General features: G+C 66.5%; 22 protein-coding genes and 3 pseudogenes. 14 read left to right on the top strand and 11 right to left on the bottom strand.

Annotated features, from left to right (window positions below; translation table 11 throughout):
* Window positions 1–42: 42 nt before the first annotated feature.
* Complete coding sequence (locus OUO20_RS10050; RefSeq protein WP_268003325.1) at window positions 43–2,088, bottom strand: TPM domain-containing protein; 2,046 nt, start codon at window positions 2,086–2,088, stop codon at window positions 43–45.
* Window positions 2,089–2,371: 283 nt separating this feature from the next.
* On the opposite strand from OUO20_RS10050, the gene OUO20_RS10045 reads away from it, so the two are divergent.
* From OUO20_RS10045 to OUO20_RS10030, 4 genes and pseudogenes are all read left to right on the top strand, one after another.
* The gene (locus tag OUO20_RS10045) at window positions 2,372–3,949 is read left to right on the top strand and encodes a S1C family serine protease (RefSeq protein WP_268003324.1); all 1,578 of its coding nucleotides are present in this window, start codon (window positions 2,372–2,374) and stop codon (window positions 3,947–3,949) included.
* 239 nt (window positions 3,950–4,188) lie between these two features.
* Window positions 4,189–4,980, top strand: coding sequence for an electron transfer flavoprotein subunit beta/FixA family protein (locus OUO20_RS10040; RefSeq protein ID WP_018768539.1), 792 nt, complete (start codon window positions 4,189–4,191; stop codon window positions 4,978–4,980).
* Between the two features lie 13 nt (window positions 4,981–4,993).
* Window positions 4,994–5,941, top strand: coding sequence for an electron transfer flavoprotein subunit alpha/FixB family protein (locus OUO20_RS10035; RefSeq protein ID WP_018768538.1), 948 nt, complete (start codon window positions 4,994–4,996; stop codon window positions 5,939–5,941).
* 4 nt (window positions 5,942–5,945) lie between these two features.
* A pseudogene (locus OUO20_RS10030) lies at window positions 5,946–6,724 on the top strand (PIG-L deacetylase family protein).
* Window positions 6,725–6,803: 79 nt separating this feature from the next.
* Here OUO20_RS10030 and OUO20_RS10025 read toward each other — a convergent pair.
* From OUO20_RS10025 to OUO20_RS10010, 4 genes are all read right to left on the bottom strand, one after another.
* Complete coding sequence (locus tag OUO20_RS10025) at window positions 6,804–7,676, bottom strand: anti-sigma factor domain-containing protein (protein ID WP_018768536.1); 873 nt, start codon at window positions 7,674–7,676, stop codon at window positions 6,804–6,806.
* A 10-nt stretch (window positions 7,677–7,686) separates the two neighbouring features.
* Complete coding sequence (locus OUO20_RS10020; protein WP_018768535.1) at window positions 7,687–8,295, bottom strand: sigma-70 family RNA polymerase sigma factor; 609 nt, start codon at window positions 8,293–8,295, stop codon at window positions 7,687–7,689.
* Window positions 8,296–8,510: 215 nt separating this feature from the next.
* Complete coding sequence (locus OUO20_RS10015) at window positions 8,511–8,978, bottom strand: tRNA (cytidine(34)-2'-O)-methyltransferase (RefSeq protein WP_018768534.1); 468 nt, start codon at window positions 8,976–8,978, stop codon at window positions 8,511–8,513.
* Between the two features lie 23 nt (window positions 8,979–9,001).
* The gene (locus tag OUO20_RS10010) at window positions 9,002–9,946 is read right to left on the bottom strand and encodes a J domain-containing protein (RefSeq protein WP_018768533.1); all 945 of its coding nucleotides are present in this window, start codon (window positions 9,944–9,946) and stop codon (window positions 9,002–9,004) included.
* A gap of 444 nt (window positions 9,947–10,390) precedes the next feature.
* Between OUO20_RS10010 and OUO20_RS21500 the strand changes: the two genes are divergently transcribed.
* The gene (locus OUO20_RS21500; RefSeq protein ID WP_326498085.1) at window positions 10,391–10,834 is read left to right on the top strand and encodes a hypothetical protein; all 444 of its coding nucleotides are present in this window, start codon (window positions 10,391–10,393) and stop codon (window positions 10,832–10,834) included.
* 179 nt (window positions 10,835–11,013) lie between these two features.
* Here the strand turns inward: OUO20_RS21500 and OUO20_RS10000 are convergent, their stop codons facing one another.
* Window positions 11,014–11,436, bottom strand: coding sequence for a hypothetical protein (locus tag OUO20_RS10000; RefSeq protein WP_018768531.1), 423 nt, complete (start codon window positions 11,434–11,436; stop codon window positions 11,014–11,016).
* 88 nt (window positions 11,437–11,524) lie between these two features.
* Here OUO20_RS10000 and OUO20_RS09995 point away from each other — a divergent pair, with 88 nt between their 5' ends.
* The 9 genes and pseudogenes from OUO20_RS09995 (at window position 11,525) to OUO20_RS09955 (ending at window position 22,126) form a co-directional block, all read left to right on the top strand.
* Window positions 11,525–12,190: a helix-turn-helix transcriptional regulator gene (locus OUO20_RS09995; RefSeq protein WP_268003323.1), complete on the top strand. Its 666-nt coding sequence runs from the start codon at window positions 11,525–11,527 to the stop codon at window positions 12,188–12,190.
* Between the two features lie 45 nt (window positions 12,191–12,235).
* Window positions 12,236–13,465: a cysteine desulfurase family protein gene (locus OUO20_RS09990; RefSeq protein ID WP_268003322.1), complete on the top strand. Its 1,230-nt coding sequence runs from the start codon at window positions 12,236–12,238 to the stop codon at window positions 13,463–13,465.
* Window positions 13,466–13,616: 151 nt separating this feature from the next.
* Window positions 13,617–14,746 (top strand): annotated as a pseudogene (gene mnmA, locus OUO20_RS09985) (tRNA 2-thiouridine(34) synthase MnmA).
* Between the two features lie 268 nt (window positions 14,747–15,014).
* Window positions 15,015–16,648, top strand: a pseudogene (locus OUO20_RS09980) (ABC transporter substrate-binding protein).
* A 95-nt stretch (window positions 16,649–16,743) separates the two neighbouring features.
* Window positions 16,744–17,826 carry an ABC transporter permease gene (locus OUO20_RS09975; protein WP_018768526.1) on the top strand — a complete coding sequence of 361 codons (1,083 nt, stop codon included), beginning with the start codon at window positions 16,744–16,746 and terminating at the stop codon, window positions 17,824–17,826.
* Window positions 17,826–18,827: an ABC transporter permease gene (locus tag OUO20_RS09970; RefSeq protein ID WP_018768525.1), complete on the top strand. Its 1,002-nt coding sequence runs from the start codon at window positions 17,826–17,828 to the stop codon at window positions 18,825–18,827. The genes OUO20_RS09975 and OUO20_RS09970 overlap by 1 nt, the downstream gene beginning before the upstream one ends.
* Window positions 18,824–20,539, top strand: a complete 1,716-nt coding sequence (locus OUO20_RS09965; protein WP_268003320.1) for an ABC transporter ATP-binding protein — start codon at window positions 18,824–18,826, stop codon at window positions 20,537–20,539. Before OUO20_RS09970 ends, OUO20_RS09965 begins: the two co-directional genes overlap by 4 nt.
* 97 nt (window positions 20,540–20,636) lie before the next feature.
* Window positions 20,637–21,044: a chorismate mutase gene (locus OUO20_RS09960; RefSeq protein WP_056388109.1), complete on the top strand. Its 408-nt coding sequence runs from the start codon at window positions 20,637–20,639 to the stop codon at window positions 21,042–21,044.
* A 74-nt stretch (window positions 21,045–21,118) separates the two neighbouring features.
* On the top strand, window positions 21,119–22,126 hold the full coding sequence (locus tag OUO20_RS09955) for a hypothetical protein (protein ID WP_268003319.1): 1,008 nt from the start codon (window positions 21,119–21,121) through the stop codon (window positions 22,124–22,126).
* A 2-nt stretch (window positions 22,127–22,128) separates the two neighbouring features.
* Here the strand turns inward: OUO20_RS09955 and OUO20_RS09950 are convergent, their stop codons facing one another.
* The 5 genes from OUO20_RS09950 to OUO20_RS09930 are packed head-to-tail and all read right to left on the bottom strand — an operon-like array spanning window position 22,129 to window position 26,680.
* Complete coding sequence (locus tag OUO20_RS09950; RefSeq protein WP_268003318.1) at window positions 22,129–22,842, bottom strand: DUF4166 domain-containing protein; 714 nt, start codon at window positions 22,840–22,842, stop codon at window positions 22,129–22,131.
* 43 nt (window positions 22,843–22,885) lie between these two features.
* Window positions 22,886–24,178, bottom strand: coding sequence for a DUF58 domain-containing protein (locus OUO20_RS09945; RefSeq protein ID WP_268003317.1), 1,293 nt, complete (start codon window positions 24,176–24,178; stop codon window positions 22,886–22,888).
* Window positions 24,178–25,173, bottom strand: a complete 996-nt coding sequence (locus tag OUO20_RS09940) for an AAA family ATPase (protein WP_268003316.1) — start codon at window positions 25,171–25,173, stop codon at window positions 24,178–24,180. The genes OUO20_RS09945 and OUO20_RS09940 overlap by 1 nt, the downstream gene beginning before the upstream one ends.
* On the bottom strand, window positions 25,170–26,396 hold the full coding sequence (locus tag OUO20_RS09935) for a DUF4350 domain-containing protein (protein WP_268003315.1): 1,227 nt from the start codon (window positions 26,394–26,396) through the stop codon (window positions 25,170–25,172). The genes OUO20_RS09940 and OUO20_RS09935 overlap by 4 nt, the downstream gene beginning before the upstream one ends.
* On the bottom strand, window positions 26,393–26,680 hold the full coding sequence (locus OUO20_RS09930) for a DUF4129 domain-containing protein (RefSeq protein WP_268003314.1): 288 nt from the start codon (window positions 26,678–26,680) through the stop codon (window positions 26,393–26,395). Before OUO20_RS09930 ends, OUO20_RS09935 begins: the two co-directional genes overlap by 4 nt.
* Between the last annotated feature and the right edge of the window lie 302 nt (window positions 26,681–26,982).

The following is a 26,982-nucleotide window of genomic DNA, read 5'->3' as shown; positions in this document are numbered from 1 at the left end:
TGTCCGCCCGCCGGGTTCTCCAGCGTGTTCCGACGGAAGTGTTTAGAAACTGCCGGAGTCTCCGCCGCCGAAATCACCGCCGCCAAAGCCGCCGTCCCCGCCGAAGCCGCCGCCTCCACCGCCATCACCCCAGCCGCCGCCGCCCCAGCCGCCGTGGCCACCGTTGAGGATTGAGTTGATCAGGATGCCGCCCAGGATGGCGCCGCCCAGTCCGCCGCCGCCTCCGCCGCCGAACATGCCGCCACGGCCGAAGCCCTGGTTGGCATAGCCGTCAAAATGCTCGACGTCGGCCTGGGCCAGCTGTGCGGCCTGTGCTGCCAGGGCGTGGGCCTGCTGCGCGTAGGTAAGCGCGGTGACGGGGTCGGTGCGGGCAATGGAGAGTGCGTAGTCGAGGTTCCGCTGCGACTCCGCAAGCCTGGTGCGTGCCTCGGTGCCCACCCCGCCGCGGCGCGCGGTGATGTAATCGGAGGTGGCACTGATCTGGGCCTGGGCGGACATGATGGTCTGCTGCAGCGACGCCTGTGCGCGGCGGGCCTGCTCCTGCTGGTCCCGGATCCCGGTCAGGGCCTGGTCCAGGGACTGGTGCGCGGTTTCCACCCTCTGCAGGGTGGCGATGGGGTCAATCTTTCCGCCCTGGATTTCGGTCTTCACCTGGGCAAGGGCGGCCTCCACCGCTGCCACTGGACCGGCCAGTTCGGCGTGGGTGCCGGACTGGATCATGGCCTTTGCCTGGGCCAGGTCCTGGGACGTATCCACCACCGCCGCTTCGAGGCCGTTGCGGGCCTGGTCGAGATTGGCGGCGACCTTGGCGATGGCATCCAGCAGGACGTTGGTCTGGTGCAGGCTTTCTTCGGCTGCGCGAACGGCCACTGCCGCCAGGCTGCTCTCGCCCTCGCCGAGCTTCTGCTGCGCGGTTTCGGAGGCGTTCTGGACGAACGCCAGCCGTTCCTTGGCCTGCACGATGTTGTCCGAGACCTGGGTCAGCGCACTGTCGGCGTACTTTGACCGCATGGCGGCAAGGGACTGCTCCGCGCTGGCGATCTTGGCGTCCGCTTCGCGGGCTCCGTTGTTGACCGCCGCAAGGGCCTGCGGTGCGTTCTTCTCCAGCTCACGCAGGGAGTCAAAGTCGGCCTTCTGCTCCTGCAGGGAGGCCAGGGCGGCTTCCGAGCGCCGGATGATCTCGCCCAGCCAGGTCCGCTGCTGCTCCTCGGTGTCCGGAATGTGGTCGTCCAGCTGCTGCTGAAGCTTGAAGGACTCCGTCATGTGGGCCTTCGCTTCCGCCAAAGCTTTGGTGAAGTTTCCGACGGCGGCATCACCGTACTGTGCCTGGGCAAAGCCGAGTTCCTGCTCGCTGGACTTGATGGCGTCATCCGCTTCGATGAGCAGGGATCCGCTCTTCCGGCGGAGTTCCTCCACGCTCAGTGACGCCAGCGGGTCCAGTTCTGCGCCCTGGGGGCCGTAGCTTCCACTGGACGCGTCCTTGCCGGCGGCCTTCTTTCGCCGGTTCCGGTAATACAGGTACGCGCCGCCGCCGGCCACCACCACGCCGGCACCCACCAGGATGCCCGCGCCGGCCCCGTCACCGGATGGCACATTGCCGCTGCCGCCGCCGGCAGCATCGCCGATGGCTGAGGCGGTATCTATGGCAGCCTGCGCGAAGTCGCGCTTGCCCGCCCCGAGGTTGGCGGCGACAGCGTTCTGGGTGATGTTGCTGCGCTTGGAGTAAATGGAACTGGCGGAATTGGGCGAGAAGTAGTACTTGCCCTGCTCGGTGGCGATGGCAAGAATGGCGTCTGCTTTGCCCATTCCCTTGGCCTGCGCCACCGCATTGCTCCAGGCTGCGGGATCAGTGGGGTTCTCGAACGACTTAACCGTGACCACGTACAGGTTGTACTTGTGGTCCTTCAGCAGCTTCTGGATGGCGTCCTGGACCTCGCCCTTCCGGCTGCCCAGGACGTTCGCGTCATCAACAATGTTGGTGCCGGAGGGGATGGTGACCGGGTTTTCGGCCCAGGCGGCGCCGGCGGGTACCGCCAGCAGCCCGGCAAGGCCGATCACGGCGAGGAAACGTTTGAACTTTGACCGCATGTGCAACCCTTCAGCACGCCTGACACCGATTCGGGACGAATCAGTCGTCGAATCCAACAGCGCCCCCACGCTTGGTGTGAAGCCGCAGGTCGCTGTGGCAATTCATCTTTGATTCTATGGTGCACCCCACAGCCAGTCCATGACGGCGAATATGCCCCCAGCGAAACGCCCCGCCCTCCAGAAGGACATGACCGGAACGTTCAGGAAGCTCTCAGCAAACATCCGAGCTTGTTCCAGCGGGACGGTCCATAGTTAATGGCAGACGAGGATGAAAGGAAGTCCCATGACTGAGAATCAAACCCCAGGACCGGTCCCGGAGGACAGCCACGCGGGCAACCGGAACCCGTGGCAGCGGCAGGGCCAGCAGCAGGACGCGCAGCAGCCCGGTGACCGGCAGGTGGCCACTCAGTATGGGAATGGGAACGGGACCGCGGACCAGGAGCCCGGCGGCTACAGCGGTGCGGAGCAGCGCGACCACACCCAGGAGTTGCCCGGAGCTCCACGTCCGGTGTATCCGCAGCGCCAGCCGTTTTACGGCCAGTCCGGACATTACGGCCAGCAGCAGCACCACGATGGCCAGCCCGTTCACGGCGGGGGCCCCGGCACGCCGAACGGCAGCGCCGGCTACACCCCCAATCCCAAGGACGCGCCGCGCCGGAAGGCAACCTTTGGCGTCGGTACCCTCGTGGCCAGCATCCTCGCAGCAGGCCTTGTGGGAGGCGGCGTGGCTACGGTGGGTGCCGGCGAACTGTTTGGGAACACCGGGTCCAGCACTTCAACCGTCGGCAGCAACAGCCAGCCCGGTACGGTCATCGTCAACAACAAGGACGACGTCAACGCCATTACCGCGGCTGCCGTGAAGGCCTCGCCCAGCGTCGTCACCATCAGTGCCACCAGCGGCAGCTCAGGGGGCACGGGTTCGGGCATCGTCCTTGACGACCAAGGCCACATCCTGACCAACACCCACGTGGTGACCCTCGATGGCCAGACCGCCAATGCCACCCTCGAAATCCGGACCAGTGACGGAAAGGTCCTGACGGCAAAGCTGGTGGGCACCGACCCCCTGTCCGACCTCGCCGTCATCAAGGTGGACGACACGTCAAGCCTGACCCCTGCCACCCTGGGTGATTCCTCCAAGCTGAACGTGGGTGATACGGCCATCGCCATCGGTTCTCCGCTGGGGCTGACCGGAACGGTCACGGACGGCATCGTGTCCACGCTCAACCGGACCATCAGCGTTGCATCGTCCGCAGCCCCGAAGGGCGGCGACAACAGCCAGGGCGGCGACCAGGGCTTCCAGTTCGCCCCTCCGGGCGGCGGCCAGAGCCAGCAAAGCGCGGGCGAGGGATCCATCGCCATCAACGTCATCCAGACTGATGCTGCCATCAACCCTGGCAACTCCGGCGGCGCCCTGGTGAACAGCAAGGGCGAGATCATCGGCGTCAACGTCGCCATTGCTTCCGCGGGCTCCGGGACGTCCACTTCCCAGAGCGGCAACATCGGCGTGGGGTTCAGCATCCCGATCAACAACGCCAAGCGCGTCGCCCAGGAAATCATCGACACCGGCAAGGCCTCGCACGGCCAGCTGGGTGTCAGCGTCAAGGCCAAGACGTCGGGTGCCTCCTCCGAATTCTCGGTGGGGGCCGACGTGGCAACCGTTGACCCCAACTCTGCCGCAGGAAAAGCCGGTATCAAGGTCGGTGACGTCATCACCAAGTTCAACGACCTCACCATCGGCGAACCGAACCAGCTGACCGCGGCCGTCCGCGAACAGCCGGCGGGCTCCACCGTGAAGATCACGGTCCAGCGCAGCGGCAAGGAACAGACATTCGACGTCACGCTGGGTGCCGCAGCCAGCTGAGGCCAGGCAGCAACATCGTGCAGCAATGACGACGGCGGCGTTCCCATCCAAGGGGGCGCCGCCGTCGTCATGCTGAGCCACGGTGAGGGCCTGACACAGGCGTTAACGGAAGAGGGCGCAGGGGCGCGCCGATATGGTTAGCTAGGAGCTACCCGCCTGCCGGGCATTCCGCGGCCATGACCCACCCGGCTGGCTGTCCACAAGCATGGAAGGCTGCTGTAAACACAGTGGAAGAGACATTGAAGATCGTAGTCCTGGTCAAACATGTACCGGACGCCCAGTTCGACCGTCATCTCAACGGTGAGGGCAACACGGTGGACCGCGACGAAAGCATTCTGTCCGAGCTTGACGAGTACGCCCTCGAGGCAGCGCTGCAGCTGGCCGAGGCGAGGGGCGGGAGCAAAGCGGGCAACCAGGTCATCGCCCTGAGCATGGGACCCTCCGGAGCCGTCAACGCCGTCAAGAAGTCGCTGCAGATGGGCGCCACCGAGGGCGTTCACCTGACGGACGACGCCCTGGCCGGCTCGGACGCCGCGGCCACGTCGCTTGCGCTCGCAGCGGCCGTCCGCCACCTGGGCGACGTGGACCTGGTCATCACCGGCATGGCCTCCACCGACGGTGAAACCTCGCTTGTCCCGGCGCAGCTGGCGGAGCGGCTCGGGCTGCCCCAGGTGACCTTTGCCTCCACGCTGGAGGTCGACGGCGGCCGGCTGACGGCCCGCCGCGACGCCGACACCTCCTCGGAGACCGTAGAGGCGCCGCTGCCCGCCGTCGTATCCGTGACGGACCAGATCAACGAGCCCCGGTACCCCAACTTCAAGGGAATCATCGCAGCCAAGCGCAAGAGCATCACCACACTGTCCCTGGCCGACATCGGTGTGGACCCCGCCCAGGTCGGCTTCGCCGGTTCCTGGACCAGCGTGGCCAGCGCGGAACAGCGGCCGCCCCGGACTGCAGGGACCATCATCACCGACGAGGGCGACGCCGGCATCAAGCTGGTTGACTTCCTGGCCGCCCAGAAGCTGCTCTAAGAGGGACATCGACATGGCAAAAGTACTCGTATTCATCGACAACCCCGGCGAATCGCTCAAGAAGAGCAGCCTTGAGCTGCTGACCCTGGCCCGTTCCCTGGGCGGGGGCGCCGTGGCGCTCAACGGAGACCTTTCCGACGGCGCCGCAGCCACCTTCGCCGAATACGGCGTGGAAAGCATCCTGCGCCCGTCTGCCCAGGACCTGGATGACTTCCTGGTGGCACCCAAGGCCGCCTACGTGGCCGCCGCGGCTGAAGCCAGCGGCGCTGGCATCGTGCTGCTGGACAACTCGCCCGAAGGCAAGGAGATCGCGGCGCGGGCGGCTATCCGGTTGAACGCCGGGGTCATTACTGACGTGGTGGCCGTGGACCCGGACGGCACTGCCCACAAGTCCGTCCTGGCCGGCTCGTACAACACGGACTGCAAAGCCACCACCCCGGTTTCCGTGCTGACCCTGAAGGCCAACAACGTCACCCCGGAACCTGCCCCTGCACCCACAACGCCCGAAACCGCGACGGTTGAGGTCCCCGCGGTGGCTGCAGCCGCCCGGATCACGGCCCGTGAGCAGAAGGTGGCCAGCGGCCGGCCCGACCTCACGGACGCACGGATCGTGGTTGCCGGCGGACGCGGCATGGACGGCGACTTCGGCCCGGTGGAAGAGCTGGCCGATGCCCTCGGTGCCGCCGTGGGCGCCTCCCGTGCCGCCACGGACGCGGGCTGGATCAGCCACGATGCCCAGGTGGGGCAGACCGGCAAGACAGTTTCCCCGCAGCTGTACATCTCCGCAGGCATCTCCGGCGCCATCCAGCAAAAAGCCGGAATGCAGACGTCCAAGGTCATCGTTGCCGTGAACAAGGATGCCGAGTCCCCGGTCTTCGAGATTGCGGATTTCGGCATCATCGGCGATGTGTTCGAAGTCCTCCCGCAGGCCACCGCCGAGATCAAGAAGCGAAAAGGCTGAATCGTTGACTGCCTCCCACGGGCAGGCAGGGAGCCCGTTCAACCCGGACATACACCGGGTTGGGCGGGTGCTCTGTTTTGCGGCCCACCCTGACGACATCGATTTTGGCGCAGCCGGCACCGTTGCCGCCTGGACGGCGGCCGGCGTGGAGGTCAGCTACTGCATCATGACCGACGGCGACGCCGGCGGCTTCGACCCGGCGCACCGCGCGGACATCATCGCCATGCGCGACGCCGAGCAGCGCCGTGCCGCGGAACTGGTGGGCGTCACCGACATCCACTACCTTCACCAGCGGGACGGGTACCTCGAGCCGTCGCACGAGGTGATGAAAGGGGTGGTGCGGCTGATCCGGGAACTCCGTCCCGACGTCGTCCTCGCCATGCATCCGGAACGGAACTGGCAGCGGATCCAAAAGAGCCATCCCGACCACCTGGCCGTGGGGAAGCGGTAACACGTGCCGTGTATCCCGCGCTCGAGAACCCGTTCGCCTACCCGGAACTGGCCGAAGCCGGCCTGGCAGCCTACAAGCTGCCGTGGCTGTGGCTTTACGCCGGACCCGAGGAACGGGAGAACCACTTCGTGGACGTCACCGCCCAGGTGGACGCCAAGCTGGCCGCCATCCATGTCCACGTCAGCCAGCATCCTGACGTGGCTGCCATGGAAGCCGCCGTCCGGCAGGGTATGCGGCTCAATGCCGCACGGGCCGGGCTGCCGGAGGGGCACAGCGCGGAAGCCTTCCACGTGGTGGCAATCAACGGGCCCGGGACCATCGCAGGCTTTTGAGTTGGAAAGCGCCCCCGGTTCCTTCCTCAGGAAGGAACCGGGGGCGCTTTACTGTTTGACGGCTGATGCCGGGGCCGGGTCAGGCTCCCAGCGGGGCTGCCGCCACCGTGGGCAGGGTGGGGGCCTTGGACCCGCCCGCCGGCTCAACTGTGATTCCCAGTGAAGCGGCCGAGTGGATGCCCTGGACCACCGCAGGCTTGGACAGGGCCTGTTCGTCCATGAGGCCCTGCGACACCGGTGCGGAGCCGTCCTTGGGGATCAGCCACATCTGGTAGACCTTGCCCGCCGGGGGAGCGGGCACGCCGCTCATCTTCACTACGGCCGCGTCCTCCGACGCTGAAATCAGGAGGGTGGCCTTGCCGCCGCCCACCACGTTCACGGAAGCTTCGCGCAGGTCCCCGGCCCTGGCCACCTGGTTGACCGGATCGTTTTGGTCGGCAATGTAGGCGCCAACGCCCACGCCGCCCAGGGCAATGGCTGCTGCAGCTGCCACGCCGACCAGCCAGCGCCGGGCGCCGGAAGCGCCGCGCCGGTCCTCCCGGCGCTTGCGGGCCTGCGCCAGCTCATCGCGTGCTTCCGGCCCTGCAGGCTTGCCTTCAAATGGGGTTGGCGGGGTGCCTGCGGCCGGTACGGCTCCACCGGGCAGCCCCTCCTGCCCGGGGAATTGGGCAGGAAGCTGCGCAATGATCCGCTCGAAGAGGTCCGACGGGGGTTCTTCCTCCACCCGGAAAGTGCGCGCCAGCGCCTCGCGGGACTGCCGGACGCGGTCCAGGAAGGCCAGGCGCTCCGCTGCCGGGGCCGAGGAGATGTACTGGTCAATGGTGTCGCGTTCCTGCTCCGTGACCGCATCCAGGGCGTAGAGCTCGGCCAGGTCAACGGCGCGGCCTGACGCAAGGTCCATGGCGACAGCGTCGCCGAAGGAACCCGAACGTCCACTGCGCCCTTCGTCCATACCGCTCATCTCAACTCACCCCCAAACAGGTCTTCAATCGGATCAGTCCATCGCGGATGCGGGACTTGATGGTGGGCACGGCTGCGTTCAGCCGTTCGGCGACCTCCCGGTAGGTGAGGCCGCCGTAGTAGGCAAGGCGCACGGATTCCTGCTGTGTTTCGGTCAGCGTCCCCAGGCAGCGGACCACCGCCTCAGCCTCAAGCCGGCTGCCCACTTCGTCGGAAACACTGTCGTGGTCGATGTCCTGCGTGCTGGCCCCGTACCTGGCTTCCCTGTCGGTGGAAGACTGCGACGAGCGCACCTTGTCCACGGCCCGCCGGTGCGAGATGGTCATCAGCCAGGAAAGCGGGCTCCCTGCCTGCGGATCGAACTTCGCCGCGTTCTGCCAGACCTGCAGGAAGACCTCCTGGGTGGTGTCCTCGCTGAGTTCGGGATCGATCAGGACGCGCCGTGCCATGCCGAAGACCCTGCGGGACGTCAACTGGTAGAACTCGGCGAACGCCGCCTGGTCTCCGCGGGCGATGCCCGCGAGCAGGATTGACAGGCGTTGGCTGAGGTCTGCCGGCGGGTCAGTCACCGCGGCGGAGCCCTCGGAATTTGGCGCGTTGGGAGTTTCCATTAAGTCCAAGCATAAGTCTCCGGGCGGCGAATCCTGAGCACTGCCGTGCCGGTTGCGGCTTGCCTGCCTGGATCCTGACTCCAGTAGTGTCACCTGCCGCTCCTTGCTCCGCTCGAATGTCGTCAAGAGTCATTCGAGGCCGGAGGCGGGGCGGATGGGACGGCGGCTGAAGAATTTGCATGGCTCCTGGGAGGGGGCGCCGGTCCGGACGACTGCTACAGCCTGGCCCCCGGAAAACCTTGCTGGCGCCAGGCCTCATACACGGCAATCGAGGCGGCGTTTGCGAGGTTCAGGGAACGCAGGGCCGGCAGCATGGGCAGGCGCACGGTGGCCGTTACATGGGGATCGGTCTTCAGTTCCGCCGGCAGTCCCACGGATTCACGGCCGAACATCAGTACATCACCGGGACGGTAGGTGATGTCCGTGTAGCTGGTGGTGCCGTCAGAGGTGAAGGCGTAAACGTTCCCGGGCTGAAGGTGCTCCCAGGCGGCTTCGATCGACTTGTGCACAGTGACGACGGCGAGGTCGTGGTAGTCGAGGCCCGCCCGGCGGAGTTTTGCGTCAGAGAAGTCGAACCCCAGGGGTTCCACAAGGTGCAGCTCTGCGCCGGTGATTGCGGCAAGGCGGATGGCGTTGCCGGTATTGCCGGGGATTTCTGGGGCATGGAAAAGGATGCGGAACACCTCCCCATCCTAGCGATCCGTTCTTAGTGCATTCCCCGCAGCAGCCTTGCGAGGACCGGAACGTTGACGGTGTTCGGGGCAGGGCCCGATGCCAGGAACTCCTTCAGGCCGCGCACCATGCCGGCGGCATTGACGATCTGGACGGTCTCCAGGGCGCCCGCGGGGCGCCGGTGGTGGTCGATCACGGGTTCGTGGAGGTTGCCGTCCGGGCTGTGCACCACGGTCCATCCGGTGACGTTCAGCTCGGGAAAGATGTCCTGCATGGCCCACACCACGCGGGCGAGCTGCGGTGGTGCCACCGCGCGGCCGCCGTGGTTGAGGGTCCGGCCGTCCCATGCATAGGCGCCCTTGGGCAGCAGCATGGAGTTGACCAGGGCCAGCCGGTAGCCGGACAGGACCGCGTGGTCGATGTGGCTGTTGTCCGCGGGCGACTGCAGGCCGTTGATGAGCCGCGCGGCCGGGATGGCCGGAAGCACCTGCCGGGTCAGCAGCTGAACGGTGCGCATCTCGCGCTGGATGCGGGCCTCGGCACCGAAGATACCCCGTTTCCGCGGCATCCCGTGTACCTGTTGGCGGGCCTGGGCAAGGGGAATGAGCGGGACCGCGGAGCCGGCTGCCTCGTACGGCGGAACGTAGACCGGCGGGTCGCCTGCGGTGTTCCTGCCGTTGTCCGGCCTGCGGACGGTGGCAGAGGCCCGGCTTCCGGCGGCGGGCGCATCAAAGTGGGCGCCGCCGTCGGACGTGTCACGGACCGCACCCGCGCCATAGGTGCGGTCGTAGGCTTTCCGGCGCTGCGGATCGATGAGGGTCTCGTACGCGGCGGTCACCCGGCGGAAGGTTGCGGCGTCACCCCCGTGGTCCGGGTGTGCCGCCCTGGCAGCGCGCCGGTACGCCACCTTGATTTCCTTTTCGGTGGCGGTGACGGCCACGCGAAGGACCTGGTAGTGGGAGCTGCTGCTCTCGGTCAAGATCTTCCTTTTCTTGATGCGCGGCGTCTTAATTCTCCGCAGGGAAAGCAAAGTGCCCGCCCAGTCTAGCCAGCACGGTTGATGGGCCTGCCGTAACAACGAATGTCCGGGGCTTCCAGGTTCCCGGCGGACGGCGTCTAGACTCTTGCCTGCGCGGCCGGACACCGGCCGAAGGGGATGCGACGGACTGGAGACGGATATGCCGACGACGGCGGGACGGGCCGGCAGGGCATGGAACCGGGGAGTGCAGCCCGCCATTGCAGGCCTGGTTGCGGTGCTTCTTGGCGGCTGCAGCGTGGACGTCCGGGATCCTTCCGTGCCTGCTGCCCCTGCCAGCACGCCCGTTCTGTCCACGCCAACCATCACCCCGGGCCACGACGCCGCTGCAGTGGCGGGACGGGACCTGCCCTTGCCGCCGGTGGCACCTTGGCGCCCGGGGTGCCGGTGGGAATTTCTGACGGGCTGAAGGACGTGCCCGGCTGGAAGGTCACCAAGGACAACGTGTCGGGCGCCAGCGAATACGTTAAGGCGGATGGGTGCGTTGTCGCCGCACGGGTCAGTACGGGCCAGGGGCCGCTGGTCCGCGGCGATGACCGTGAATCGTCTGTCGCCCTTTTCCAGTACCTGGACGCCACCATCCAGCCCTCGTACCTGAAGACCGGGACTTTGCGGTGGGGTGGTACCCCCGAGGCTCCCGGCAAGAATGTGGAAGTGCTGGCACTGGAGCAGACGGCTCCCGGCGGAAGGTCCACCGCCGTGCTGGCGAGGGTCTTCGGCACCGCAGGCTCCTCGGCCTATATATCCGTGTCCTGCCCGGATCCGGCCACCTTGGCCACGGCGCGCGACGAGGTGGTCCGCTACCTGCCGTTGCTGCCTCCGTCTGCTTGAGCCCGGACAGCGTGCATGCACGGGCCCTGTTGCAGGGCTGGGGCGCGGGGTCCGGCTCGTAAAACCGCCGGCGGCTGGAGGGCTCAGCTGCCGGCGGCTTTGGGTGTGCACAACGCTCCGCGCCGTGAGTAATGCTGTGCGCTGTCTGTAGTGCTTGCGCCTGGCCGGCGCCAGCGGCGTCAGGCAGCAGTTCGGCTGGTCCCCATCGACAGCCGGTTAAGGGCCAGCGCGCCGACCAGCAGCCCGAAGTCCCGGAGGGCCACGTCGTAGAAACTTCCCAGCAGGAGCAGGTTGACGATGATCCCTGCCAGCCACGCCGCCACGAGCAGCGAACCATACTTCGGCCGGACAGCCACGACGATGCCCGCGATGATCTCCACTGCGCCGACGATGTACATGAAGGTCTGGGGCGGCAGCGGCACCACCGCTGTTGCCTGGGGCGCCAGGTAGATGGTCCAGTCAGTCAGGATGTTCGTGAACTTGTCCAGGCCGAAAAGGACCGGAGCAACGGTGAAGACGGTACGCAGCAGCACGAACGCCTGCCGGGCCGCCGGCATGGTGGTTGATGCGTGCTGGGCCCGCACTGCCGACGCTGATTTCATGGTGTTCTCCTTCTAAAAGTAGGTATGCCCATTTTAGAAAGCGCACGTTCTATAATCAATAGATCTTGACTTTGGATTGGTGGGCATTATGTACCGACTTCCCTGGGCTGACAGGATTGCTGCCGTTGCCTCGCTGACGGACGCCAAGAGGCTGCATCTTTTCGAGCTCGTGGCATCATCACCACGGCCGCTGGGGCGCGACGATGTTGCCGAGGCCGCAGGCATGGCCCGCAGCACAGTGTCATTCCACCTGGACAGGCTGGTCCAGGACGGTTTGCTGGCCGTGGAGTTCCACAAGCCCGCAGGAAGGACGGGACCGGGCTCCGGCCGCCCCGCCAAGATGTACCGGACAGTGGGGAGTGAAATCGGCGCGTCGGTGCCGGACCGGAACTATGACCTCGCCGGGGAACTCATGGCGACCGCCATCGAAGCATCCCAGGCCGACGGCGCGCCTGTGGCTGAGTCGCTCCGCGCGGCCGCCTTCCTGAAGGGCCGGGAACTGGCGGAAGCGGCGGGGGACCTGGAAGAGTTCCTGACCGAATCGGGCTACCAGCCAGAGCACGACGGCGAGGGCGGTTACCTGCTTCCCAACTGCCCGTTCCACCGCCTGTCGCGGGCACATGCGGCAGTGGTGTGCGATATGAACGGCGCCTTCCTGCGCGGGGCCGCGGTGGGGTGTGGCAGTCCGGAAGAGCGCGTTGCCCCGGCTGCCGGCGCCGGCCATTGCTGCGCGAGGATTACCGGCGGGGACTGACCGGCTCCCCGGGGATGCGGCGGCAGGCCACGATAGAATTGGAGGATGCCCGCCTACCTCGACCATGCCGCCACCACTCCGCTGTCCGCAGCGGCGCTCGCCGCCCTGACGCGTGAACTGGCCCGGACCGGGAACCCGTCGTCGCTTCATGGATCGGGACGCCGGGCGCGCCGTGCCGTTGAGGATGCGCGCGAGGTGATCGCAGCGGCCGCGGGAGCCCACCCCTCCGAGGTAATTTTCACCTCCGGAGGCACCGAATCGGACAACCTCGCAGTGAAGGGCATGTACTGGTCCCGCGTGGCAGGGGACCCACACCGGCGCCGCATCCTTTGCTCCGCCGTCGAACATCATGCGGTGCTGGACACCGTCGAATGGCTCGAACGCCACGAGGGTGCCGACGTGACCTGGCTGCCGGTGGACGGCAAGGGTGTCCTGGACCTCGACGTCCTCGAAGCCGAGCTCGCGCGCGACCCCGCCGCCGTGGCCCTGGTGACCGTGATGTGGGCGAACAACGAGGTGGGCACCATCCAGCCCATCCACCGGGTGGTTGAGCTGGCCCATGCCGCCGGCGTCCCCGTGCACTCGGACGCCGTCCAGGCATTCGGCTCCGTCCCGGTGCACTTCAAGGAATCGGGCCTGGACGCGATGTCCATCTCCGGACACAAGATCGGCGGCCCGGTGGGCGTGGGCGCACTCCTGCTGGGCCGCGCTGTAAAACTGACGCCGGTACAGCACGGCGGCGGCCAGGAACGTGATGTCCGCTCCGGCACGCTGGACACCGCCTCCATCGCTGCCTTCGCTGCCGCCGCGGAGGCCGTCACCGCCGGGCTGCCGGCGGAAGCGGCGCGGATTGCCGCACTGCGTGACCGCCTGATCGAGGGCGTCCGGGAAAGCGTTCCGGAGGCCGTCCTCCGCGGGGCACCCCACGGCGGCCGGCTGCCAGGCAATGCCCATTTCACGTTCCCCGGCTGCGAAGGTGACTCGCTGCTGTTCCTTCTTGACCTGGCCGGCGTCGAATCATCCACCGGCTCGGCGTGCACCGCCGGCGTGCCGCGGCCATCCCACGTGCTGCTCGCCATGGGCCTGGACGAGGAAACGGCACGCGGAGCCCAGCGTTTCAGCCTGGGGCACGCGTCCACCGAGGCCGACGTTGATGCTTTGCTGAGGGCGCTTCCGGAGGCTTATGCGCGGGCCCGCCAGGCCGGCATGGCCGGGCACGAGTCCTCCATTCAGACAGCAGGAACCGTGGCGCGGCAGGCGCTGCGCGGCGTGTGAACGCGCCACCCGACGTTCTTCGTGCCCATACCGGCCTGGATCGTGCCGGCCGATTTGCCTGCCACCGTAGAATAGATAGGCGAAGATCGTTTCCGCTGCCGGTGGGTCCCAGCCCGGCCCGGAAGAACATATCCCCCAACAGAAGGCCAGCATGCGAGTACTAGCAGCCATGAGCGGCGGAGTGGACTCCGCTGTTGCCGCCGCCCGCGCGGTGGAGGCCGGGCACGACGTCGTCGGCGTCCACCTGGCCCTCTCGCGCATGCCCGGCACCCTGCGCACGGGCAGCCGCGGCTGCTGCACCATTGAGGACTCCCGGGATGCCTGGCGCGCCTGCGACGTTTTGGGCATTCCCTATTACGTGTGGGATTTCTCGGAGCGCTTCAAGGAAGACGTCGTCCAGGACTTCATCGATGAATACGCGGCCGGCAGGACGCCCAACCCCTGCATGCGCTGCAACGAACGCATCAAGTTCGCGGCCCTGCTGGAAAAGGCCATCGCCCTGGGCTTTGATGCCGTGTGCACCGGCCACTACGCCAAGGTGATCGAAGACGCCCACGGTAACCGGGAACTGCACCGCGCCGCGGACTGGGCCAAGGACCAGAGCTACGTCCTTGGCGTCCTCACCCACGAACAGCTCAAGCACTCCATGTTCCCGCTGGCCGACACCCCGTCCAAGGCCGAGGTGCGTGCCGAAGCGGAGCGGCGGGGCCTGTCTGTCGCCAACAAGCCGGACAGCCATGACATTTGCTTCATTCCCGACGGCGACACGGCGGGTTGGCTTGCGGAAAAAATCGACATGACCACCGGCGACATTGTCGACGAGACCGGCGCGAAGGTGGGGGAGCACCCGGGAGCCAACGCGTTCACGGTCGGCCAGCGGCGCGGACTAAAACTCGGAACTCCCGCTGCCGACGGCAAGCCCCGCTTCGTCCTGGAAATTCGGCCCAAGGAAAACAAGGTGGTGGTGGGTCCCGAGGCGCTGCTGGCGATCGACGAGATCCGCGGCATCAAGGTGTCCTGGGCGGGACTTCCGATCGCCGAGGTGAAAACGGGAGCTGAGTTCGACTGCTACGCCCAGGTCCGGGCGCACGGGGACCCGGTGCCGGCCACTGCCAGGATGGAGCCTGCCACGGACGGAGCCGGAGGCCAGCTGGTGGTCCGGCTGGTGACGCCCCTGAGGGGGTGGCCCCCGGCCAGACAGTGGTGCTCTACCAGGGCAGCCGGGTACTGGGCCAGGCCACCATCGACACCGCCCGGTCGCTGCAGCGCGCCGCGCTCTAGCCACACCATCCCAAAGCACCGTCCCGGTTGTCGCCGGGGCGGTGCTTTGGCGTTTCCGGCCGATTCCTGTCCCTCAGGCGCCTGCATCCGCAGTCCGACCAGTGGGCAGGGGTACCAATGAGATAAATTTTGTGTTTCAACTCACAAATTGGCCGTCCCGAGGGCTGACTCTCTGATTGAATCTAGGGATCAGCCCTGTGCTCCGGGGCAGGGGCACACACGCCCATGTGCCCGGAGCGCACGTTCTCATCGGACAGAAAGCTCACAGATGACGAAGAGCAACAAAGCCCTGCATGGCGCGATCGCGCTGGCAGGCATTTCCGCGCTGGCAATGACGGCCTGCACAGGCCCGTCCGGAGGCGGAAGCAGCACAGCATCGGGAAGTGCAGGCAGCATCATTGCTTACGGCACCACCGACAAAGTCACTGCCCTGGACCCGGCGGGGTCGTACGACAACGGTTCGTTCATGGTGATGAACCAGATCTACTCCTTCCTGATGAACTCCAAGCCCGGCGGCGCCGAACCTGCACCGGACCTGGCCGAATCGGGTTCCTTTACTAAACCCACGGAATTCACGGTCAAGATGAAGAGCGGCCTTAAATGGGCCAATGGGCACGTACTGGACTCCAAAGACGTGAAGTTTTCGTTCGACCGCCAGGTCAAGATCGCTGATCCCAACGGGCCTGCATCCCTGCTGACCAACATCCAGTCCATTGCCACCCCGGATGCCACCACAGTGGTGTTCACCCTCAAGCAGGCCAACGATCAGACCTTCACCCAGATCCTGCAAAGTCCCGCGGCCCCCATTGTTGACGATGAAGTCTTCCCGGCGGACAAACTCCTCAGTGACGAGGAGATCGTCAAGGCCAAGGCCTTCCACGGCCAGTACGTTATCGACTCCTACAACAAGAACACGCTGGTGAGCCTCACGGCTTGGCCCGATTACGACGGTGTCCTCGGCAAACCGGCCAATTCCGGCGCCACCATTAAGTACTACACCGACCAGACCAACATGAAGCTGGAAGTCAAGGGTGGGCAGATCGACGTTGCCAACCGCAGCCTCAGCGCCACGGACATTGACGACCTCAAAAAGGACTCCAACGTCAAGGTCAACGTCGGCCCCGGCGGCGAGATGCGGTACATCGTCTTCAACTTCGACACCATGCCCTTCGGCGCCAAGACTCCCGAAGCAGATCCTAAGAAGGCGCTGGCCGTGCGGCAGGCCATGGCCAACCTCGTTGACCGCCAGGCCATTTCCGACCAGGTCTACAAGGGCACCTATCTGCCCATGTGGTCCAATGTTCCGTCCGGTTTCCTCGGCGCCAACGAATCCTTCAAGCAGGCGTACGGCGACGGAAGCGGCAAGCCGAGCCTGGACAAGGCGAAGAAGGTCCTCAGCGACGCCGGCATCAGCGGTCCGGTCAATCTCAAACTGCAGTACAACCCGGACCACTATGGCAAGTCCTCGGGTGACGAATATGCCATGGTCAAGGACCAATTGGAGAAGAGCGGCCTCTTTACCGTAGATCTGCAGTCCACCGAGTGGGTCACCTACAACTCGGCATCGAAGAAGGACAGCTACCCCGTCTTCCAGCTTGGCTGGTTCCCGGACTTCAGTGATGCGGACAACTACCTGACCCCTTCTTCCCTAAGGGCGGCTTCTTCAACAACCACTACTCCAACACCGACGTCGAAGCGCTGATTGCCAAGCAGTTGGTCACTGCCGACAAATCGGAGCGTGTTAAGACTATCCAGGACATTCAAAACCAACTGGCCAAGGACATTTCCACCCTGCCGCTGCTGCAGGGAGCCCAGGTGGCCGTTTCAGGGAAAAACGTGAAGGGCGTGGATTCCACATTGGACGCATCCTTCAAGTTCAGGCTCGGGACCGTTTCCAAGTAATCACCAATCCGCCAGCTTAGGAGGTGGGGCCTGCGCGGCTCCGCCTCCTAACTGTTGGCCCCACATCTTTCGTTTTCTTACCAAGCAGGGACAGCATGGCCACAATGATCGATGCGCCGCCGCCAACGGTAGCGCCGCCCAAATCCAAATCCGCGGGAGGTGGCCTCGGGAGATACATCCTGATCCGCTTCCTGCTTATCTTTCCGACGATCTTCATCCTCGTCACCCTGGTCTTCTTCCTGATGCGGATCACAGGCGATCCCATCACCGCATCCCAAGGCGGACGCCTGCCGCAGGAGCAGATTGATGCGTTGATCCACCAGGCTGGTTATGACCGGAGCCTGTTCATTCAGTACGTCGAGTACCTTGGCAACATCGCCACAGGCAACTTCGGAAGGACCATCTCAGACGGGCGGCCCGTCATCGAGATGCTGACCACTTTCGGGGCCGCCACGCTGGAACTGAGCATCAATGCCTTGATCGTGGCGCTGCTGGTGGGGATTCCGCTGGGGATGTTTGCCGCCCACAAACGCGATAAGGTTCCGGACGCCCTCCTGCGGTTGTTTGCCATTCTTTGCTACGCCACTCCTGTCTTCTTCGCAGGTCTGCTGCTGAAGCTGGTCTTTTCCGTAGGCTTGGGCTGGTTCCCCGTCGCGGGCCGTGCATCCACCACAACGGAACTGGCGATGGGCAGGCTGGCAGCGCCCAGCCGGATCTACTGGCTGGACGCCCTGCGCAGCGGTGACCTGGCAGCTTTTGGCGACATCGTCCACCACGCGGTTCTGCCTGCCGTCGCCCTCGGCCTGCTTACAGCCGGTGTTTTCCTGCGCCTGGTCCGCACCAACGTCATTGGCACCCTGGGCAAGGATTATGTTGAGGCCGGCCGCTCCCGTGGAGTCAGCGAATTCCGGCTTGTGACAAAGCATGCCTACAAGCCGGCCCTGATCCCCATCATCACCGTTATGGGCCTGCAGATCGCCTTGATGCTCGGCGGCGCGGTGCTGACGGAAACCACTTTTGAGTGGAAGGGCCTTGGGTATCAGCTGGCGCAGTACCTGACGGCGCGTGACTTTGTTGCGGTCCAGGGGATAGTCATGCTTCTGGCCGTCATCGTTGCGGTCACCAATTTCGTGGTGGACATTGCTGCCGCCCTGATTGATCCGCGGGTGAGGTACTGATGAATAACGAAGCCCTGCCCCATCCCAAAAAGCCGCTGCTCGACCGCCTGCCGGTGGCGTCCCACATCCGCCAAAGCGTTGGCCTGCAGCGCACGATGCTGCTGATCGGCGTCGTGCTTTGTGTTGTTTTTGTGGTGGCTGCTGTTTTCGCGCCGCTGCTGGCGCCCTATGGTTTCTCCCAGATTTCCGATGAAGCAGGCTCGTTTCCGGCCCAGGCGGAACCCGGTGGCAAGCACCCATGGGGGACGACTGTTGGAGGCTACGACGTCCTGTCACGCGTGATCTGGGGATCACAGACAGCCGCAGCGGTGCTTGTGGCCGCTGTCGTGATGTCAATCTTCCTCGGGGTATTTCTGGGGCTCGTCAGTGGCTACATTGGTGGCTGGCTGGACCGGGTTCTTGTGGTGGTTGCTGATGCCATCTATGCCTTTCCGACCCTCCTCGTAGCGATCGTTATGTCCATCGCGATCAATAAGGGGCAGTCCGGATTCTGGGGTGGAATCCTCGCCTGCGGGCTGGCGATCACCGCAGTGTTTGTCCCGCAGTACTTCCGGGTGATACGTGCCGAAACCATACGGCTGAAAGCCGAACCGTTCGTGGAATCCGCCCAGGTGGTAGGTGCCTCCAGCGCCAGGATCATCGGCCGGCACATTTTCGCCAACGCCACCAGGACCCTGCCATTGATCTTCACCCTCAACGCATCGGAAGCCATCCTGACCTTGGCAGGGCTGGGCTTCCTGGGCTTTGGCATTGAGCCGAGCTCCGCTGCGGAATGGGGATTTGACCTGAACAAGGCACTTTCCGATGCCTCCTCGGGCATCTGGTGGACCGGTGTGTTCCCTGGCTTGGCCATAGTCCTGACGGTCGTCGGACTCACCTTGGTCGGGGAGAGCATTAATGACCTGAACGACCCGCGCCTGCGCGGACGCAAGCGTGCCGGCGGCACGGCGCCGGCCCCGGTGGCCAATGAGGCCATCGCTGCAGAAGTGAGGAATTCATGACAGGCAACATCGAATCGTCGCCGGTACACCAGCCCGACGCCGGCCAGCACGTGCTCGACATCGACCACCTGCAGGTCACGTTCGCCACGGACGCAGGCGACGTCCACGCAGTCAAGGACGTGAGCCTCAACGTCAGGAAGGGTGAGGTCCTTGCCATCGTGGGGGAGTCCGGCTCCGGCAAGACCGTCACGGCCAAAACCATCCTGGGCCTGCTCCCGGAAACCGCCACGAGTTCCGGCGCGGTCCTGATCAACGGCACCAACATCATCAGCCTCAGTCCGCACCGGCTGCGGCAGATCCGCGGCCGGGATGTGGCCATGGTGTTCCAGGAGCCGTCCACGGCCCTGAACCCCGTATTCACAGTGGGCTGGCAGATCGCCGAGGGGATTCGCGCCCACGCCGCCGTGGATGGCGGAGGCCGCGTCTCGGCAAAGGAGGCCAAAGCACGGGCAATCGAGGCGCTCCGCAAGGTGGGCATCCCTGACCCGGAACACCGCGTCAACTATTACCCGCACCAGTTCTCCGGAGGGCAGAAGCAGCGTGTGGTGATCGCCGCCGCGCTGGCGCTGAACCCCGGACTGATTGTCGCCGACGAGCCCACCACCGCCCTCGACGTCACCGTCCAGGCCGAGATCCTGGAGCTGCTGCGAGACCTTCGCGACAAGTACGGCACGTCCATAGTGCTGATCACGCACAACATGGGCGTGGTGGCTGACCTGGCGGACCGCGTGGTGGTGATGTACCAGGGCGACGTTGTGGAGGAAGCCCCGGCGAAGACGTTGTTCGCTGAACCCCGCCAGGACTACACCCGCAAGCTCCTGGCTGCAGTCCCGCACCTGGGCCGGAATTCCGCGTCCGCAGGCCTTACCGAACGGCGCCACCAGGATGAGGAAGTCCTTGTGGCTGCTGACAACCTGGTCATCGAGTATCCGGGGCGGCTCGGCACCCCCGCCTTCAAGGCCGTGGACGGCGTCAGCTTCACCCTGTCCAGGGGTGAGGTTTTCGGCCTGGTGGGCGAATCGGGGTCCGGCAAGACCACCATCGGGCGGGCGATCGCCGGGCTCAACCGGACCACCGGCGGCAGCCTGAAGGTGCTGGGCTATGAGATGCTCAACCTTCGCGAACGCACTTTCAAGCCGCTCCGCAAGGACATCGGCTTCGTGTTCCAGGACCCCGCCGCCTCCTTTAACCCGCAGCTGACCATCGGGGAATGCATCGCCGAACCTATGGTCATCCACACAAATCCAAGCCCGGCCCAGGCGCGGAAACGCGTCGGTGAGCTGCTCGAATCAGTCCAGCTGCCGGCGTCGTACGCGGCCCGTTACCCGCACGAACTGTCCGGCGGCCAGCGGCAGCGGGCATCACTGGCGCGGGCGCTGAGCCTGAACCCGCGGCTGCTGATAGCGGATGAGCCGACGTCGGCCCTGGACGTTTCGGTGCAGGCAAAGGTCCTGGAGCTGTTCAGGGACATCCAGGAGGAGTTCGGCTTCGGCTGCCTGTTCATCAGCCATGACCTGGCTGTAGTGGACATCCTGTCCTCGTGGGTGGGCGTGCTGTACAAGGGCAAGCTGGTGGAGCAGGGGATCGGAAGCCAGGTCATGGGGAACCCCCAGCATGACTACACGCGCCGGCTGATCGCCTCCCTGCCCGTGCCGGACCCGGCCGAACAGGCCAAACGCCGGGAGGAGCACCGGGCACTCCTGGGCATCTGACCCTCCAGGCCCGCAGTGTGGGGCGCCGGTGCCGGCGGACGGCCGCACCGGCGCTTCACACCCGCGTCGATTCCGTCGGCTCCCATAGACTGGAGCCATGACGCAGCACAACCCCAGCACTCCTGGCTCCGACGATTTTGATCCCTCCGCCAGCTCACTGGCTGGCCACGTGGACGATTCGGTGATGGCTGAACTGCTGTCCATCCGCTCCAGCATCGACAACATTGATGCCACCCTGGTGTACCTCCTGGCCGAGCGATTCAAGGCCACACAAAAAGTGGGCTTCCTGAAGGCAACACACCGCCTTCCGGCCGGCGACCCAGGACGTGAAGCAGCCCAGATCGCGAGGCTGCGACGCCTCGCCGAGGACGCCCACCTTGACCCGGCATTCGCAGAGAAGTTCCTCAACTTCATCATCGGCGAGGTGATCCGCCATCACGAGGCCATCGCCGAGGACCACCAGGCCTCGTCGGGCCAGCAGCCGCAGACTTCCGCACTGGCGTGAGCCGGGAACAGCACCAAAGGGGCCCAGCCCCGCGTCCGGCCGCGGCTCCCTTCCAGGAGGTCACAGCCAGGGAAGTGACGGCCACCGGACTGGGACCGTGGCCGGGCGAGGACCCGCTGGAAGCCGCCCGGATCATCCGCGGCGAGCTCGGCAGCCCGCACCTGCCATTCCTCGCCGAACTGCCCGACCGCGGTGTCGGCTCAGACGCCCTGGGCCGTACGGCCTCGTTCCTGGAAGAGCTGGCGGTGGACGTCCAGCCCTACGGATGGCGGCTTGTTGACCGCCCCGGCAAGGACATGCAGCGTGCCGTGTCGGCGCTGTCCACCGACCTGAATGTCCTCGCCGACGTGGCCGGGGGCGAGGACGTGTCGGCGGGTGAACTCAAGGTGCAGCTGGTGGGGCCGCTCAGCCTTGCCGCCGGCCTGCACTTGCATAACGGGGAGCGCGCCCTCCTGGACTACGGAGCCCGCCGGGACGTGGCCGCGTCCCTTGCCGCGGGCGTCGGCGGTTACCTTCGCCGGGTTGCGGCGGCCGTACCGGGTGCACGCCTGGTGGTGCAGGTGGACGAGCCCGCCATCGCCGCCGTGCTGGCCGGAACCATACCCACGGCGAGCGGTTACCGCACCCTCCGCGCAGTGCCGGCATCGGAAGCGCGCGAATCCTGGCGCCTGGTCCTGGACGCCCTCCGCTCGGCCGGTGCCGCTGAGGTTGTTGTCACATGTCCTGAAATCGAAGCGCCGATCGAGCTGGTCCTGGCGGCCGGTGCGGACGGCGTCGCCCTGCCGCTCAAGGCACTGACCAACCGCCAGTGGGAACAGCTTGCCGCAGCACTGGAGTCAGGGAAACAGTTCTGGGCCGGTGCGCTGGACGTCCCCGCCGGCGCCCCGCTGCCCAGGGTCGCCGACTGCGTGGAGTCAGTATGGCGTCCGTGGCGCCAGCTGGGTCTTCCGCCGTCGCTGCTTGGCGCCATCCGGGTGACGCCTTCAGCAGGACTGGCAGGCCACACACCTGCGCAGGCCACCGCCGTCCTGGGCCGGCTGATCCAGGTGGCCGACGGCCTGAACCAGCAGGCGCTGGGATAGGGCTACACCCTGTTCTCCCAGCGGTCCGGCTGGGCGTAGCGGGGCAGGAAGCTTTGGGCGGAACTGCCGCCAGTGTAGGGCCGCAGCCGGTAATCGAAGGCGCCCGCGTACACCAGCACCAGGCCGATCTGCGGCTGGATGACCTTCACCTGGATGCGGTGCCGCCCGTTGCTTCCTTCCGCGGGATCCCACCACTGTTCGGCGTACGCCTTGGCGTCCAGGCCTGCCGGAAGCGGGACCCGGAGCGGGCCCAGGAAGAGCCGCGACGCCTCTGAGACACCGCGCAGACTTCCGGCAGCGGTGACGCTCAGGTTCAGGTCGGTCACCAGGCGCCGGTATCTGCCCACGTAGTCCACCAGCTGGGTGGTGCCACCCCGGTTGGTGACGCTGGTGGTGTCCTGGAAAAGCCGGGTGCGCGCCGGGAACCGGATCTCGCGCCGGGCGGTAAGGCTGGAACGGCCGAACGGATCCTGGTGGGCGTGGTTCTCGATCCGGAACGGAACGTTCTCCCCGTACTCGGGGAAGAAGGCCTCTTCGCCCCCGGTGACCCTCAGCAAAGGGCGCAGCCACCGCTGGCGGCACCCCACGACGTCGAACGTTCCTTCCCCTACGCCGTACTGGCCGGATCCCGGGACCAGCGAGAAGTACTCCTGGAGCTCGGGCTGCAGCCGGGAGAATTCCCGGCCCAGGGCCTGCTGGTAGATCGGGACGTTCATGAAGTGGACCTCCTGTTGCCGGGGGAGACGATAGCCTCCGGATTCACAATCTACCGGCAGCCTTGAGCCGGATGTACATGTCCGCCAGCCGGGGCGGCAACTCGTGGGGCTCGGCGTCCACCACTTCCACCCCGTAGCGGCGCAGCTCGGCTGACACCGCCGCCCGCTGCAGGAGGGCGCGCTCGGCCGCGGCCGCGCGGAACACCGCCGTGGCATCGTTCCGTTCCCGGAGCATGGCGCCCAGCTGCGGGTCGCGGACAGCCGCCACCACCACAACATGCTGGCTCGCCAGCCGCTCCGCCACGGGAAGCAGGCCCTCCTCCGGCGCCCCGCTGTCCAGCGACGTCAACAGCACCACCAGCGACCGGTGCGCCGAAACAGCACGGACCTGGGCCGGGACCGCAGGCCAATCCATCTCAATCAGCTCGGCCTCAAGCGGAGCCATGGCCTGGACCAGCCGGCCCAGGATATTGCCCTGCCCGGCAGAGCCCGCCCGCGCCCGGACCCTGCGGTCGAAGGCTACCAAGTCCACCCGGTCGCCACCCCGTTCGGCCAGGACACCCAGAAGGAGCGCAGCCTCTATCCCAGTGTCCAGGCGCGATTCGTCCACGATCCTTGCTGCGGCGGTACGTGACGTATCCAGGACCATCACCACGCGCCGGTCCCGTTCCGGGCGCCAGGTCCGGACCACCACGGAGGAGCGCCGGGCAGTGGCGCGCCAGTCGATGGAGCGTACGTCGTCACCGCGGACATAGTCCCGCAGGGAATCGAACTCGGTGCCCGCGCCCCGGACCTGGACTGCCGCCTTCCCATCAAGTTCACGCAGCTTCCGCAGCTTTGACGGCAGGTGGCGTCGGGAATGGAAGGGCGGCAGCACCCGCACCGAGCCCGGACAGTCAATGGTCCGCTGGCGGGCTGCCAGGTGCAGCGGACCAAAGGACCGAAGCGTCACGTGCGGCGCTGAGAGGTCACCCCGCCGGACCGGCCGGAGCCGAACCGCGAACCGCCTGCCTTCCCCGGCCGGGACATCAATGTCCTGGACGGGGTTCCGGGCACCGGCGGAAGGTTGCCACCCGTCCCGGAACGATCCCCGAAGCCGCCTGCTGCCGCCGTTACGGATGGTGAGCGCCGCCTCCACCACATTGTTCAGGGTTACGTTCTCCGGTTCGGCACGCACCAGATTGACCTGCCGGAGGGGTGCCGCGGCCAGCAGGTCCGCGCCCAGCAGCGCTGCAAGCGCGGCGATGGTGGCTAGGATTGTCAGCCAACCCGGGAACAGCAGTACCGGCACGAGTCCCAGCAGCACCACTGCGACGAACCGCCCGGAGATGGCCATCAGCGCGGAACGGGGACGGCGGCCAGGATGCTGCCCAGGACGTCGTCCACCCGCACCCCGTCCATCTGTGCCTCGGGTTGCAGCGCCACCCTGTGCCGCAGGCAGGGCAAAGCCAGTGCCTTGACGTCGTCAGGGGTAACGAAAGGACGGCCGGAGAGCCACGCCCACGACCTCGACGTGTTGAGCAGGGCGGTGGCTCCCCGGGGTGAGACACCAAGCTGGAACGAAGGCGCTGACCGCGTGGCACGCACCAGGTCAACGATGTAGCTGATAATTTCCGGTTCCACCGCCACCCGGCCCACTGCCTCCCGCGCCCGTTCCAGGTCCTCCGCGCCGGCCACCGCCCGGACGCCGGCGGCCGCCAGATCCCGCGGATCGAACCCCGCGGCATGGCGGCGGATGACTTCAATCTCATCCCTGCGTTCAGGCAGCGGCATGGTGAGCTTCAGCAGGAACCGGTCCAGCTGTGCCTCAGGCAGGGAATAGGTCCCCTCGTACTCCACGGGGTTCTGGGTGGCCGCCACCAGGAATGGCGAGGGCAGCCGCCGGGAGACGCCGTCCACAGACACCTGCCGCTCCTCCATGGCTTCGAGGAGTGAAGCCTGGGTCTTTGGAGGAGTCCGGTTGATCTCGTCCGCCAGCAGGAGGTTGGTGAAGACCGGTCCTTCCCGGAAGCTGAACTCGGAGGTGTGCGAGTCGTAGACCAGGGAACCGGTGACGTCACCCGGCATGAGGTCGGGGGTGAACTGCACCCGCTTGGTGTCCAGGCTCAGCGCGGAGGACAACGCCCGGACCAGCAGGGTCTTTGCAACTCCGGGGACGCCCTCCAGCAGCACATGCCCCTGGGAAAGCAGTGCAATCAGGAGGCCGGTGACGGTGGCATCCTGCCCCACCACCGCCTTGGCCACCTCCCGGCGGACCGCAAGCAGCGCCTGCCGAGCGCCGTCGTCGTCAACCGTATTAAGGACCCGCTGGCCACTGCTCTGTTCGCTCATCGGATCTTGACCTCTTTCTCGAGTTTGTCCAAGGCCTGCGACCAGGCAACCAGCCGGGCCTCGGTTGCGGGGCGTTCGTTGATCAGCGTGCGGACTTCAGTGGCGTCCCGGTTCAGGAGCCGGGCTGCTGCCGAAATCGTGTCCTCGGCGGTGGCGCCTGGTCCCATCCGCAGCTTCCCGGACAACCGGACCAGCAGGCCGGCCCGGAGGTTGTCCCGTGCCTGGTCGATGGCGCGCGCGTCCTGGTAGAGCCGGGCACGTCCCTCGGCCGTCTCAACAGCCTTGACCACCACCGGCAACGGCTCGAATACGAGCGGCCCGTGCCGCCGGCCCCGCCACACGACGGCCGTCACCGCCACCAGGAGCAGCCAGGGGCCCAGGAAGCGGGCCCAGGCCGGAGCAATGTCATCGAGGGTTTTCCCGGATCCGTTGGATGCTGCGTCCTCAATCGAGGGCAGGTACCAGACCAGGTCAGGCGACGCGCCGAGCAACCTGGTGGCAAGCGCGGCGTTTCCCAGTTCGTCCAGCCTCCCGTTGCCCAGGACGGCCGTGCTGCCCAGCACGGCCAGGCGGCCATCGCCGCTGATGGCAAGCATTCCGGCGGTTCCTGCTGTCCGGAAACAGGACGTGCCGCCGTCGTACACAAATCCTCCCTGTCCCGTGACCTGTCCCGCAGCTTCCGCGTCAGGGTGGGAACACCCGGCATCAAGGATCGGGAAGGCATCGGGAACAACGCCGGCCTGGTGGATGCCGCTGTCAAGGGCGGTGAGCGTCTCCAGCCGTGGGGAGAGCACCACCACCCGGTCTGCCTCCGCTCTCAGGTCGGCCAGCTGCTGCGCACCCAGGATGCCGTTCCTGTCGTAGAGCAGGAGGGTGGGGGAGGAGCCGGAGCGCAGGTCCGCCAGCGCTGCATCGAACCGGCCGGGTGTGTGAACGGAAACCCCGTGCCGGCCCAGGATCTGCGCCAGCGCCCTGGCCCCTTCCGGCGCGGCATTGTGGACCGAGAGGGGAACGGCGTCACCCTTCGGAGCGAGTTGCGTGCCCACGACAAGTGCCAGCCCCGCAGCCACCACCATTGCCGCCGCGGTCAGGCCGCGGTGCCGCCGCAGCCAACCCCGAATCCTCCGGTTGTCAGCCACGGATCCGGTGGCCGGTTGCTTGCCACCGTCCGGTTCCCTGCCCGCGTCCCGGGGTTTCTCGCCGATGGCGGGAAGGCCGGTCACGGCGTCACCGCCGCAGTGCCGGCGGTGGCGGGCTTCATGGCGTCCAAGGCGGTATCAAGCTCCACCATCTGCCGGTAGTCCCCGCTGTCGGCCGCCCTGTTTCCGTAGCGGACCCCGTCGAAAGTGGCCGCTGCCCGGGCAAGGCGCCCGGACTGGCTGTTGAACGGAACGGACAAGGCCCGGGCCGCTTCGTCGGCAGTGCGGCCGGGCTGCGGGTCCAGGATGGCCCGGTCCTCCGCACTCCGGACCACCGCGCGGAAGCGGTCGACGACGGCGTCCCCCACTTTCCGGCGGCGGCCGCCGCTTCCGCACGGGCCCGGTAGTCGGTGGCACCAAGGGTGGGTTCCCGTTCGAAGACGTCCCTGGCCTGCCGGGACCGGGCGTGCAGGCGGGGGCGGGCCAGGATGATGGCAGCCGCGATGATGGCGGCAATAACGAGGGCGATGACGGGGCTTGGCACCGGGGCAGCGTCTCCCTGGGAGCCGTCCAGGGACTGCAGCCAGTCCAGGAAGTTCCGCCACAGGGTGCCGAGCCATGAGGGGGCGGCATCACGGTACTCCCGTTTGGCCAATTCCTCCTCCGCCCA

The sequence above is a fragment of the Arthrobacter sp. FX8 genome (assembly GCF_026723805.1).
Classification (GTDB): Bacteria; Actinomycetota; Actinomycetes; order Actinomycetales; family Micrococcaceae; genus Arthrobacter.
The sequence above is the reverse complement of the archived record's forward strand: the minus strand, read 5'-3'. Positions and strand labels throughout refer to the sequence as shown.

Bases quoted from the DNA above. Each gene is read 5' to 3' on its own strand.
- OUO20_RS10050 (WP_268003325.1), bottom strand. From the start codon at position 2,088: ATGCGGTCAAAGTTCAAACGTTTCCTCGCCGTGATCGGCCTTGCCGGG.
- OUO20_RS10045 (WP_268003324.1), top strand. From the start codon at position 2,372: ATGACTGAGAATCAAACCCCAGGACCGGTCCCGGAGGACAGCCACGCG.
- OUO20_RS10035 (WP_018768538.1), top strand. From the start codon at position 4,994: ATGGCAAAAGTACTCGTATTCATCGACAACCCCGGCGAATCGCTCAAG.
- OUO20_RS10025 (WP_018768536.1), bottom strand. From the start codon at position 7,676: ATGGACGAAGGGCGCAGTGGACGTTCGGGTTCCTTCGGCGACGCTGTC.
- OUO20_RS10020 (WP_018768535.1), bottom strand. From the start codon at position 8,295: ATGGAAACTCCCAACGCGCCAAATTCCGAGGGCTCCGCCGCGGTGACT.
- OUO20_RS10000 (WP_018768531.1), bottom strand. From the start codon at position 11,436: ATGAAATCAGCGTCGGCAGTGCGGGCCCAGCACGCATCAACCACCATG.
- OUO20_RS09995 (WP_268003323.1), top strand. From the start codon at position 11,525: ATGTACCGACTTCCCTGGGCTGACAGGATTGCTGCCGTTGCCTCGCTG.
- OUO20_RS09990 (WP_268003322.1), top strand. From the start codon at position 12,236: ATGCCCGCCTACCTCGACCATGCCGCCACCACTCCGCTGTCCGCAGCG.
- OUO20_RS09975 (WP_018768526.1), top strand. From the start codon at position 16,744: ATGGCCACAATGATCGATGCGCCGCCGCCAACGGTAGCGCCGCCCAAA.
- OUO20_RS09970 (WP_018768525.1), top strand. From the start codon at position 17,826: ATGAATAACGAAGCCCTGCCCCATCCCAAAAAGCCGCTGCTCGACCGC.
- OUO20_RS09965 (WP_268003320.1), top strand. From the start codon at position 18,824: ATGACAGGCAACATCGAATCGTCGCCGGTACACCAGCCCGACGCCGGC.
- OUO20_RS09960 (WP_056388109.1), top strand. From the start codon at position 20,637: ATGACGCAGCACAACCCCAGCACTCCTGGCTCCGACGATTTTGATCCC.
- OUO20_RS09950 (WP_268003318.1), bottom strand. From the start codon at position 22,842: ATGAACGTCCCGATCTACCAGCAGGCCCTGGGCCGGGAATTCTCCCGG.
- OUO20_RS09945 (WP_268003317.1), bottom strand. From the start codon at position 24,178: ATGGCCATCTCCGGGCGGTTCGTCGCAGTGGTGCTGCTGGGACTCGTG.
- OUO20_RS09940 (WP_268003316.1), bottom strand. From the start codon at position 25,173: ATGAGCGAACAGAGCAGTGGCCAGCGGGTCCTTAATACGGTTGACGAC.